General features: G+C 63.2%; 12 protein-coding genes. 2 read left to right on the top strand and 10 right to left on the bottom strand.

The annotated features are described in order from the left end of the window. Nucleotides 1-64 precede the first annotated feature (64 nt). Nucleotides 65-343 (top strand): hypothetical protein, encoded by a 279-nt coding sequence (locus tag HMPREF9465_RS13255; protein ID WP_147645266.1) that lies wholly within the window; start codon nt 65-67, stop codon nt 341-343. A gap of 314 nt (nt 344-657) precedes the next feature. Here HMPREF9465_RS13255 and HMPREF9465_RS07200 read toward each other — a convergent pair whose 3' ends face one another. The 8 genes from HMPREF9465_RS07200 to hypB form a co-directional block, all read right to left on the bottom strand. After that, on the bottom strand, nt 658-1,182 hold the full coding sequence (locus HMPREF9465_RS07200) for an RrF2 family transcriptional regulator (RefSeq protein ID WP_005435517.1): 525 nt from the start codon (nt 1,180-1,182) through the stop codon (nt 658-660). Beyond that, complete coding sequence (gene queF / locus HMPREF9465_RS07195; protein WP_005435515.1) at nt 1,179-2,003, bottom strand: NADPH-dependent 7-cyano-7-deazaguanine reductase QueF; 825 nt, start codon at nt 2,001-2,003, stop codon at nt 1,179-1,181. Before queF ends, HMPREF9465_RS07200 begins: the two co-directional genes overlap by 4 nt. A 137-nt stretch (nt 2,004-2,140) precedes the next feature. After that, nucleotides 2,141-2,413, bottom strand: coding sequence for an HU family DNA-binding protein (locus tag HMPREF9465_RS07190; RefSeq protein WP_005435513.1), 273 nt, complete (start codon nt 2,411-2,413; stop codon nt 2,141-2,143). Nucleotides 2,414-2,925: 512 nt separating this feature from the next. After that, a complete protein-coding gene (gene hypE / locus HMPREF9465_RS07185; protein ID WP_005435511.1) occupies nt 2,926-3,975 on the bottom strand; it encodes a hydrogenase expression/formation protein HypE in 1,050 nt (349 codons plus the stop codon). Nucleotides 3,976-3,992: 17 nt separating this feature from the next. Next, entirely contained in the window at nt 3,993-5,150 is a 1,158-nt protein-coding gene (hypD, locus tag HMPREF9465_RS07180; RefSeq protein WP_005435510.1) for a hydrogenase formation protein HypD, read from the bottom strand. After that, a complete protein-coding gene (locus HMPREF9465_RS07175; RefSeq protein WP_005435509.1) occupies nt 5,147-5,383 on the bottom strand; it encodes a HypC/HybG/HupF family hydrogenase formation chaperone in 237 nt (78 codons plus the stop codon). The genes hypD and HMPREF9465_RS07175 overlap by 4 nt, the downstream gene beginning before the upstream one ends. A gap of 1 nt (nt 5,384) precedes the next feature. Then, entirely contained in the window at nt 5,385-7,856 is a 2,472-nt protein-coding gene (gene hypF, locus HMPREF9465_RS07170) for a carbamoyltransferase HypF (protein WP_005435508.1), read from the bottom strand. Between the two features lie 9 nt (nt 7,857-7,865). Then, nucleotides 7,866-8,711 carry a hydrogenase nickel incorporation protein HypB gene (hypB, locus tag HMPREF9465_RS07165; protein WP_005435507.1) on the bottom strand — a complete coding sequence of 282 codons (846 nt, stop codon included), beginning with the start codon at nt 8,709-8,711 and terminating at the stop codon, nt 7,866-7,868. A 192-nt stretch (nt 8,712-8,903) separates the two neighbouring features. Between hypB and HMPREF9465_RS07160 the strand changes: the two genes are divergently transcribed. Further along, nucleotides 8,904-9,224, top strand: coding sequence for a helix-turn-helix transcriptional regulator (locus HMPREF9465_RS07160; protein WP_005435506.1), 321 nt, complete (start codon nt 8,904-8,906; stop codon nt 9,222-9,224). 103 nt (nt 9,225-9,327) lie between these two features. Here HMPREF9465_RS07160 and HMPREF9465_RS12435 read toward each other — a convergent pair whose 3' ends face one another. Together HMPREF9465_RS12435 and HMPREF9465_RS07150 are read right to left on the bottom strand one after the other, a co-directional pair. Next, nucleotides 9,328-9,783 carry a hypothetical protein gene (locus tag HMPREF9465_RS12435; protein WP_005435500.1) on the bottom strand — a complete coding sequence of 152 codons (456 nt, stop codon included), beginning with the start codon at nt 9,781-9,783 and terminating at the stop codon, nt 9,328-9,330. A 370-nt stretch (nt 9,784-10,153) separates the two neighbouring features. Next, nucleotides 10,154-10,381, bottom strand: a 228-nt coding sequence (locus HMPREF9465_RS07150) for an IS256 family transposase (RefSeq protein WP_005433140.1), incomplete at its 5' end; no start/stop codon positions are given.

The raw sequence follows: 10,381 nt of genomic DNA, 5'->3' as shown, positions 1-10,381 counted from the left end.
AGATCCGTCGGGACCAGGATATTTCCTGGAAAGGGACAGAGGCCGGATCCCGCAAGGGAACGCCATGAAGAGAGACGCCCGCATGAATCCTTGCAGCAAAGGGAAAGTGCAAATGCAAATGTTGAAAGACATCGGAGGAAGAATCACTGCGGGAGGAAACGGAATTCCCACGCAAGACATGCCGGCGTCCGCAGCATCAATCACATCATGGGTGAATGAAAACCAGACAGCCCCGGCTTCGAAACCGATTGAGCTGTTGCAAAATTGCAACACTGCTATCAAGCACGACCCAAAACATCGCTCTGTTCGTGCCGTTTCTATCGGCGTTCAGGTCTATCAGTGACGTGTAACCAGGCTCTGCTTGACAGCCTGCCGGCAAAAAATGGACATGATGACAAACCGTTTATCGCCCTCTATGATGAAAACTAAGGAGCATGTGCATCGCAAAACAATCAAAACAGCTCATGAAAAGATGCGTGGGCGACGCAGATCTCGGTGTGGTGATGAGGGCTTGGTTCCTGCGAATCTTTCATGATGCGACTTCGGGCCGCAGGGGTTTTCGCGTGCTTTGCTCTCATCTTTTTCATGAAAAAAGCCGACCACCCACCGAAGGGGAGCCGGCTTTTTTCATGATGCGATTATTCCCAGAAAGGTGCGTCAGGCCTTTTCATCGATCTCCGAGGCGTTCGCATCCGGAGGTACGGGTTCGTCATGGCGCGCACCGATGAGCTTGGGAACGGTGACGCGACCGTCGAGGAGATCCTGGAGCGTGACGCTCTGCAGGTACTTGTCAACCACGTCGGAGAGACCCTTCCAGAGGAAGGTGGCGGCGCAGCCTGCGCGCCGGCTGCAGTCGTCCTCGGGATCGAAGCACTTCATGGGCGCTTCGTCAGATTCGACGACGGCAAGAATCTCAGCGACGGTGAGTGTTGCGGGATTTCGCAACAGCCTGTAGCCGCCGAGCGGCCCGCGTCCCGTCTCGACCATGCCGGCCTCGGCGAGTGCGGGCGCGATCTGCTCGAGGTAGCGCCAGGAGATGTCCTGGGAACTCGCGACGGTTCGAAGCTTGACATAGCCTCGCCTGCGGGTCTCGTCGGACCTTGCGGCGCGTTCGACTTCGGCAAGCTCGATCATGAAGCGCAGGGCGTAGCGCGAGCGCGTGCCGATCTTGAGAAAGCTCATTGGCGGGGCGTCCTGATGACGGGATCGGGAAGATCCGCAACGGTGGAGCGGAAGGGGCTGATGTCGATGCCGCCGCGACGAGTGAAGCAGCAGTTGACCGACAGGGCCTCGGGGGCGAGCACGCGCATGATGTCGGCGTGGATCTGTTCGCAGCACTGCTCGTGGAAGCCCTGGTGGCGTCGGAAGGAGACGATGTAGGCAAGGAGCGCGCGTCGGTCGATGCGGCGGCCGCGGTAGCTGATTACGATAGAGGCATGGTCGGGCTGGCTCGTGACGGGGCAGCGCGAGCGAAGGAGGTTGGAGGAGAGGGTCTCCTCGACGACTTCGTCGGAGGCGGCCTTGAGGAGCGAGGCGTCGGGTTCGTAAACGCTGCACTCGAGGTCGCCGCACTCGGCTTCGAGCACGATGCCGGGGACGCGGGTGACGGGCATCTCCCAGCGGGCGAGGTCGTCAATAAGGACCTCGACGGGTGCGCCCACGCACGCGGAGACGTCGCGGGCGATGAGGCGGGCGGCCTCTTCGACGGAGGCGATCTTCGTCTGGGTGAGCGAGCCGATGTAGAGCTTCAGGGACTTGGATTCTACAATGCAGGGGCTCGTCGCGGGCACGCGGATTTCGCCGGCGGCGGCGACGGGAAGGCCGCGCTCGTTGATCCAGGTGATTTCATAGAGGCGCCAGACGTCGGTGCCGCGGAAGTCGTGCACGCCGATCGCGTCGCGTCCGAGCGAGCGCGGAATGGGCGTGAGGAGGTCGGGACGATAGGTGTCGACGTATTCGGTCGTCTGGCCGAGCAGGGTGCCGGCGGGCGCACAGGCGGACATGGCTTCTCCTGAAATGGATTCCTGAGAGTGAATGCTGTTCTCGTCCGCAGATTATAGCGGGACGAAGGTGAGGAACCAAAATGCAAAGAGGAGCCTGCGGGCTCCTCTTTGCTTGCATGATCGGACGGATCAGCGGATTACTTCACGGCTTCCTTGAAGTTGGCGGAGGCGGAGAAGCGGACGACGCGGCCGGCCGGGATCTGGATTTCCTGACCCGTGTGCGGGTTGCGGCCGACGCGGGCGGCGCGTTCGGAGGTGCCAAACGTGCCGAAGCCGATGAGGCGAACGTCTTCGCCCTTGGAAACGGCTTCAATGACGACTTCACCGTAGGCGTTGACGAGCTTCGTCACGTCGGCCTTGGCGAGACCGGTCTTGGCCTGGAGGGCGGTGATAAATTCGGACTTGTTCATTTCAATGACTCCTGAAGGGACCGTGAGTCCCGATAGTGCGGCCCGTCCTCCTGACGGACAGGGCCCGAATACCGAGTCGAACACGGAAAGGGACCCGAGCTCGACTTGGGCACAATCATAGCAAAGTCTTCTCGCCGCAGCGATTGCCCTCCAACGGATCCGAAGGGCTTCGGGGCCTGCGAACGATGCCCGCCCCCTCTTGCAATTTTTCCGAAAAAAGGGCAGGCATTTTCGCCCGAAAGCGTGGTCAGGAGCCGATTTCGAGCATTTCTTCCGCATTTCTGCGTAGATTTGCGAGGGTTTTCCGCCATTACGGAACCGTCGGACCGGCCGAGACACCTTTGCGACCCTGCAGAAAGACCCAAGAATTTACAAGCTGCTACCAATTTAAGGCCTGAAACAACCTTCCGGAATTCTGCAATTCATTTGACGCGCATCAAGTTTTCCCAAAAAAAAGAGCCCTGCGGCGGCTCGAACGTGCGTCCCGCAGGGCTTCAGAGACTTCCTTGGGCTCAGCAGATTCGCGGAAGCTGCTCGCCCGCGAGCCAGTCGACGGTCCGGCGTCCGCCCATGAGGGTCACCATCTCGACCATGCCGACTGGGACGTCAGAGTCGTCCGTCACGTGACCGATCCTTGCGGAGTTCTCGCCATAGGGCGAGGCGCGCATGGCGGCGAGCGCCGCGTCGGCCTCGTCTTCGGGGACGATCACGATCATCTTGCCTTCGTTGGCGACGTATAGCGGATCGAGTCCGAGGAATTCGCAGGCGCTCCGGACTTCGGGGCGCACGGGCACGGTGCTCTCCTCAAGAAGGATCCCAACGTTGCTCTGGGAGGCGATTTCGTTGAGTGTGGCGGCAAGGCCTCCGCGGGTCGGATCGCGCAGCACGTGGACGTGCGGGGCGGCGGAAAGGACCGCCTCGACCATTTCGTTCAATGGTGCGCAGTCGCTCTCGACGGTCGTGCCGAAGCTCATGCCTTCGCGGAAGGAGAGGATGGCGGTGCCGTGGTCGCCCATGGTGCCCGAGATGAGCACGGCGTCGCCGGGACGTGCGGCGCGCCCCGAGATCGTGCCCTCCGAGATCTTTTCGCCGATGCCGGAGATCGCGATGTAGACGCCGTCTCCGTGGCCTCGCTCGACCACCTTGGTGTCGCCCGTCACGATGGCGACGCCCGCCTCTTCGCAGGTTTTCGCCATGGAGGCGACGACGGCGTCGAGGTCCTTGAGGGGAAAGCCCTCTTCAAGAATGAAGCTGGCGGTGAGATAGAGGGGCCGTGCACCGCACATGGCGACGTCGTTGACGGTGCCTGCTACGGAGAGCCGCCCGATGTCGCCGCCGGGGAAGAAGAGGGGACGCACGACGTGGCCGTCGCAGGAGACGGCCACGGGGCGGGTCATGGGCGGAAGGAGCGCGCCGTCGTGCCCTTCGTCGAGCCAGGCGTTCGTGAAGTGCCGTCCGAAGACGTCGTGAATGAGCTGCGCGGTGGCGCGGCCGCCCGCGCCGTGGGTGAGGTCGACGGCGCCGTTCTTCATGTCGAGGGGGCGCATGTAAAAGTCGGTCATGGTTCTTCCTTCTTCCTTTATCGCTGATCGTCAGAAGTCTTCGCCTTCTCGGGCGCTGCGGCGCGGCGTCGGCCGTAGCTCCAGGCGGCCGCACAGGCGCCTTCCGAGGAGACCATGCAGGCCCCGATCGGGTTGGCGGGATTGCAGGCGCGGCCAAAGAGCGGGCATTGTTCGGGCGTCTTTTCGCCCCTGAGGATCGCACCGCAGGCGCAGGCCTTGTTGTCCGTGACGGCGCGCTCGGTCATGGCAAAGCGCTTTTCCGCGTCGAAGTCCGCCCATTCGGGGCGAAGCTTCAGGGCGGACTTAGGGAGGCGTCCGAGTCCGCGCCACTCGAACGAATCGCGAAGCTCGAAGACCTCGTCCATTAGGCGGATGGCGGCGACGTTCCCATCACGGGTGACGGCGCGGGTGAATTCGTTTTCAACTTCGTGGCGGCCGTCGTTCACCTGCCTCACCATCATCAGGATGGCGTAGAGCATGTCGAGGGGCTCGAACCCCGTCACAACGACGGGAAGGCGGTTGTCGCGCGCGAAGACCTCGTAGGGTCCCGAACCGATGATGGTTGAGACGTGGGCGGGGCCCACGAAACCGTCGAGGACGGGCACTTCGGGGCGCTCCTCGCTCATCTTCAGGATGTGGGTCATAGCGGCGGGCGTGAGCACGTGGTTGCAGAAAACCGAGAAGTTCTTCACGCCCGCGGCCTTTGCGGCCTTGAGGACAACGGCCGTGGGCGGCGTGGTCGTCTCGAACCCGATCGCGAAGAAGACGACCTCGCGCTCTGGATTGGCTTTCGCCAGCTCAAGCGCATCCATGGGCGAGTAGATCATGCGGATGTCCGCGCCCTGAGCCTTGGCCTTGAAGAGCGACATGCCCTTGCCCGCCGGGACGCGCATGGTGTCGGCATAGGTGCAGAGGATCACGTTCCTTTCGAGCGCGAGCTGCATCGCCATGTCGATGCGCGCGACGGGCAGCACGCAGACGGGACAGCCCGGTCCGTGGATCATGCGCACGTTGGGCGGCAGGATGTCGGTGAGCCCCCAGCGGGCGAGCACGTGGGTGTGGCCGCCGCAGAACTCCATGAAGCGGTAGATCCTTTTCGGATCGGCCTCATGCCTGATCTCGGCAGCAATGCGCCGTGCGGCATCGCCCTCACGGTATTCGTCGACGTACTTCATGATGCGTGCTCCTCGTCGTGCAGACCCGCGGCCTTGAGCGCCGCGAGGGTCCTCTGGGCCTCCTCGGGGTCGATGCGGTTGAGCGCGAAGCCCACGTGCACGATGACCCAGTCTCCCGGAACGGGGCGCTCGATGAGCGAGACGTTGACCGTCTTTTCAATGCCGCCGATGTCGCAGACGGCCTCGCCGTCGCCGGCGAGCCTGATGATCTGTCCTGGAATGGCGAGACACATGTCATGATTCTCCTTGTGGTTGCACTCGTCCGAGAACGGAGGAGGCGTCGAGCGGCGCGTACTCAGTCGCGCCTGCGGCCAGTGCCGAGCGGGCCCACCAGGCCTCACCGAGCGAAAGTCCGCCGTCTCCCGCGGGGATGTGCAGCGGCAGCGCTCCGGCGAGGCCCCTCGAAGTGAGCGCCTCGACGAGCCCCTTCGAGAGGGCCGCGTTGTTCATGGTACCACCCGTGAGGGCGACAAGCATGTTTTCATTGTCGTCCGAGGCAAGAAGCCCCGGACCGAATTCTTCGACGAGCTTCGTCGCGTGGAAGGCGATCCAGTCGGCGAGCGCGGCGATGACGGCATTTTCCACGAGAGCCGCGAGACACTCGACGGATGTGCCAGAGAGCCTTTCGTCGACGACGCGGCGAACGAGGGGCACGAGCGAGAGCGTGCCGTCGGCAAGAATCATCCGGTCGCCCGCCTCAACGTCGAGCGTGCCGCAGGCGGGATTGTCGCGTCCGCGCACCGCAGCGCCCTCAAGACGCATGGCGGCGGTTGCCTCGTCGTGCTGATGGGTGCAGAGGCCGAGAATGGCGCTCATGCCGTCGAACCAACGTCCGAAGGAAGTGGTCGTACCGAGCATGGCCGCCTTCTCCGGATCCCCCGCGAGGAGCTTCCTGAGCATCGACACCGACGCAATGCCGGGGAAGAGCTCTTCTGCAAAGTCCCCCGCGCCCGCCATCACCATCAGGGCGACGCCCATGCGCCAGGGTTCCGTGGCGGCCCTGTCGCCGCCCGGCATCGGCATGGACTCGAGGTGAGAGAGCCTCGCCCACGAGGCGGGCCCGCAGAGAAGAAGTTCGCCGCCCCAGGGGAGACGGTCCGCCCCCATGCCGACGCCGTCGAGCGCAAGGCCGAGCAGGGGCTTCACAACGCCGCGCTCCGCCGCCACGACGCCCACGTGGGCCGCATGATGGTGAACGGGAATGCAGGGAATGCCGTGCAGGTCCGCATATTCAAGGGCAAGTCTCGTCGAAGGAAAGTCCGGATGCGCGTCGCAGGCGACGACCTCGGGACTCAGTTCGAAAAGGGCGCTCATGTGTGAGACCGAGCGCGAGAGAAGCTCGACCGTCGGTCGGTTCGAGAGGGATCCCACGTGCTGCGTGAGGAAGGCTTCGCGATCACGAAGAAAGCACGCCGTGTTCTTGAGATAGGGCCCGAAGGCGAGGGCGACGGGCTTTTTCGCCGCGCCCGCAGATTCGGGGAGCATGACCGCCTCGGGCGCATAACCCCTCGAGCGGCGCACGAAGGACGTGCCTTCAACGCCCGCCCTCACGACCGAGTCGTCGCAGGGTGTGACGATGTCTCGATTGGAGAGAAGGAAGAGGTCTGCGACCCCGGAGAGGCGCTCGAGCGCCTCCTCGTTTTCGGTGCAGAGCGGCAGTCCGCTCATGTTGGCGCTCGTCATCACGAGCGTGACGGGAAGGACGTCGTTCATCCAGCCGCGTCCCTCGGGCTCGCCCGCAAAACTGTGGAAGATGAGGGCGTGAAGGGGCGTATAGGGGAGCATGACCCCGATCGCCTCGAGTCCGTCGGCAACGCCTGCAAACGCAGGCACGTTTTTCCCCGTCCTTCTCTTCAGCAGCACGATCGGATGCGCGGGGCCCGTGAGAAGGACCTTCTCATCGTCGGTGACGTGTGCGAAGCGCTCGGCCGAAGCAAGGCCCGCGACCATGACAGCAAGGGGCTTTTCATCGCGCTGCTTGCGGCTGCGGAGCGCAGCGACGGCTTCCGGATTCTCGGCGTCACACGCAAGGTGAAAGCCGCCGAGCCCCTTGATCGCAATGATCCGGCCGGCCCCGAGGGCCTTCACCGTCTCGCGGATGGCGTCGCCCTCGACCGCCGTACCGTCGGGCGTCACGAGCGTGAGCTTCGGTCCGCAGACGGGGCAGGCGATCGGCTGGGCGTGGAAGCGCCTGTTGAGCGGATCCTCGTACTCGGCCCTGCAGTCGGGGCACATCGGAAAGCCCGCCATGGCCGTCTGGGGACGGTCGTAGGGAAGGTGGCGCGTGATGGTGAAGCGCGGGCCGCAATGGGTGCAGTTTGCAAACGGATAGCGCCAGCGGCGGTCATTTGGATTGAAGATGTCGTCGAGGCAGGCGTCACACACACAGGCGTCGGCAGTGACGGCAGTGGTCACGCGGCCGCCGGAGGGCGTGGCGGAAATGGAGAAGCCCTCCATGCCCTGAAGTTCGCCCGCCGCGGGCTCGACGGCGTCGATGCGCGCGAGCGGGGGCTTGCCTGCGAGAAGCGCCTCGGGGAAACGTTCGAGCACCTCGGACTCGCCCTCAAGGTGCACGACGACCCCTTCGGCATCGTTCCAGACGGTGCCCGAGAGACCGAGCTCAAGCGCGATCCTGTAGACCGTGGGCCTGAAGCCCACGCCCTGCACGAGTCCGCGCACGCGAAAGTCCGTTGCGGCCTTCGTCATGGCCGGACCTCACAGTCCCGAGAGCATCAGTTCGGCGGCAAGCCAGGCGAGCCACTTCTCCATGCCTTCGCCCGACACGGCCGAGACACGCATCGTGCGGATCTTTGGGTTCACGCGTCTGGCGTTCTCCTCGGCCCTCTCTGCGTCAAACGGGACGTAGGGCAGAAGATCCGTCTTCGTGAGGATCATCAGGTCGGCCGCGCGGAACATGTCGGGATACTTGAGCGGCTTGTCCTCGCCCTCCGTGACGGAGAGGAGCACGACCTTGTGAGCCTCGCCGAGGTCGAACTCGGCCGGGCAGACGAGGTTGCCTACGTTCTCGATGAAGAGCACGGACTCGTCTTCGGGCACAAGATGCTCGAGCGCGTGGCTCACCATCGCGGCGTCGAGATGGCAGCCCTTGCCCGTGTTGATCTGCAGGGCTCGCACGCCCGTGGCGCGTATGCGCTCGGCGTCGTTCGCGGTCTGCTGGTCGCCCTCGATCACGGCCGTGCGAAAGCCCGAGGCCCTCTTGAGCGTCTGAGCGAGAAGCTCGGTCTTGCCCGAACCGGGCGACGAGACAAGATTGAGCGCGAGCACGCGGTGTTCGCGGAAGAACTTCCTGTTGACGGCCGCAATCGCGTTGTTTCGCCCGAGGATGTCCTCCTCGATCGAGATGGCGCGCGAGGCGGACGTCGTCGGGGCGTGGCTGTGAGCGGGACCGTGGTCCTGGTCATGATGGTGCCCGTTGGCATGGTCATGACGATGCTCATGATCGTGATCGTGGGCGACATGAGTCGTTACATTGCCGTTCTCGTCCACATGGGCGTGCATGTGGGTGTGGTTGTGTTCGCCGCAGCCGCAGGTTGTGCACATCTTTCGGTCTCCTTCGCGCGCATCCCGAATTGGAGAGGCGCACAAAAACTTTGTCTATGCCTTCATTCTAGGCGTCTCGCGGATACCCCGACCTCAACCACAAGGACCGTTGCAATTGAGCATTGGTACTAGAAGAACGTCACCCAAAGGGATAAGATTGCAGGATACATACCGTTTTTGGAGACCAGCGTCATGGCCGGAAAACCGAACAAGGCCGGAAAGTCCGGCAAGCCCAGTCCCGCAGGGAAGCGCGGCGGCCGCAGGCCCGCATCCGCCCAGCAGCACCCCGGAGAAGTCCTTCGCGAAATCCTCGCAGATACCCCGCCCGCACTCGCGGCGAAGTGGTTCGGCCTCTCGGCGACCGAACTCGAGGCCTTCTACCACGGCGAACTACCGCTCACGCCCGCCATGGCCGAAACCGCAGGCTCGATATTCGGCACGGGCGCAGCCCCCTGGCTCGACATGATGGCCGCTTGGGACGAGGCTCACGCGACCGAGAAGGCCGCCCCTTGATGCGCAAACCCAAGCATTTCCTCCACAGTCACTGAATACAAGAAGGCCGCGGGCTCTGACACCTGCGGCCTTTTCACACACGGGAGCGAAGATCTGACGCCGATTATTCGGTCCTGCCGTCCTTTTTGCGAGGTTCGGCGACGTTGGCTTCGGGTTGAACATCGTCGGCATTGGCGGCCTTCTCGGCCTCCTCCTTCGTCATGAAGCCGGCGGGAGCCTTCCAGTCCTCGCCGTAGTAGAGGCGAATGACCTTCCAGTTGACAACAAACATGAGCGCGACAATGGCGAGGATCTGGCACGCGAGACCGAGGTAGTAGAGCAGGGTGGCATCAGAAGCCGCGCCGTAGTAGGCGTTGAAGAATTCCTGAAGTCCGAGTCCGGTTTCAGCGGCATGCCCGCCGATGAGTACGAGAGAGATCGCGTAGAAGGCGAGCGCCACGCGCATGAAGAGCCTCTGGGCGGGCCAGCGGTAGCCGATTTTGCGGGCGATCATGAGAATGAAAATGGGAAGAAGCAGGGGAAACGCCATGAAGAGCGTCCCGATGAGCCAGTTGAGCATGGTTTTCGAAGCGGTCGGATGTGGGTGGAATGTGCCGTGATGTTACCACGAGCTCCACAAAGTGGATCGATAATGCCCAACTGCAGACCGGAATGATTGCCCTGCGTCTCTGGAGAGGAACCTCCTGAACGCAGCACCCGAAATGCAACTCGGGAGTGTCAGGATTTCTGTGTCTGGGGAGGTTATTCCAGGGGCAGCCCAACGAGGCTGCCCTTTGTATTTGAGATGCAGTATGCCAGACCTGATGCGATAGCGGGGGCTAAGGTGGAGGGGCCCGCGCGGAGCGCGGGAGGATCCTCCTTAGCCCCCGCTATCGCGCGCCGCGAAGCGGCTGGCGCGTTAGCGCGAGAGGTCTAATCATATCCCTTCCTTACTCCATGGCACCTGTAAAGCGCTCACCAAACAGCAGAGCGAACTGGGGCATGGCAGCAGCCCACTTGGGCGTAGCACGCTTCCAGGAGGCCGTGAAATTCATGATGGCCAGGTAAATCAGCTTCTTGGCAGCGTCCTCATTGGGGAACAGAGTGCGCGTCTTGATCACCTTCCTGATAGCACGGTTGAGCCCTTCAATCGCATTGGTCGTATAGATCAGCGTACG

Origin of the sequence: Sutterella wadsworthensis 2_1_59BFAA, from assembly GCF_000297775.1 — a bacterium.
Classification (GTDB): domain Bacteria; phylum Pseudomonadota; class Gammaproteobacteria; order Burkholderiales; family Burkholderiaceae_F; genus Sutterella; species Sutterella wadsworthensis_A.
The sequence above is the reverse complement of the archived record's forward strand: the minus strand, read 5'-3'. Positions and strand labels throughout refer to the sequence as shown.

Excerpts from the sequence above, each read along its gene's own strand:
- HMPREF9465_RS13255 (WP_147645266.1), top strand. The coding sequence starts at position 65 with ATGAAGAGAGACGCCCGCATGAATCCTTGCAGCAAAGGGAAAGTGCAA.
- HMPREF9465_RS07200 (WP_005435517.1), bottom strand. The coding sequence starts at position 1,182 with ATGAGCTTTCTCAAGATCGGCACGCGCTCGCGCTACGCCCTGCGCTTC.
- queF (WP_005435515.1), bottom strand. The coding sequence starts at position 2,003 with ATGTCCGCCTGTGCGCCCGCCGGCACCCTGCTCGGCCAGACGACCGAA.
- HMPREF9465_RS07190 (WP_005435513.1), bottom strand. The coding sequence starts at position 2,413 with ATGAACAAGTCCGAATTTATCACCGCCCTCCAGGCCAAGACCGGTCTC.
- hypE (WP_005435511.1), bottom strand. The coding sequence starts at position 3,975 with ATGACCGACTTTTACATGCGCCCCCTCGACATGAAGAACGGCGCCGTC.
- hypD (WP_005435510.1), bottom strand. The coding sequence starts at position 5,150 with ATGAAGTACGTCGACGAATACCGTGAGGGCGATGCCGCACGGCGCATT.
- HMPREF9465_RS07175 (WP_005435509.1), bottom strand. The coding sequence starts at position 5,383 with ATGTGTCTCGCCATTCCAGGACAGATCATCAGGCTCGCCGGCGACGGC.
- hypF (WP_005435508.1), bottom strand. The coding sequence starts at position 7,856 with ATGACGAAGGCCGCAACGGACTTTCGCGTGCGCGGACTCGTGCAGGGC.
- hypB (WP_005435507.1), bottom strand. The coding sequence starts at position 8,711 with ATGTGCACAACCTGCGGCTGCGGCGAACACAACCACACCCACATGCAC.
- HMPREF9465_RS07160 (WP_005435506.1), top strand. The coding sequence starts at position 8,904 with ATGGCCGGAAAACCGAACAAGGCCGGAAAGTCCGGCAAGCCCAGTCCC.
- HMPREF9465_RS12435 (WP_005435500.1), bottom strand. The coding sequence starts at position 9,783 with ATGCTCAACTGGCTCATCGGGACGCTCTTCATGGCGTTTCCCCTGCTT.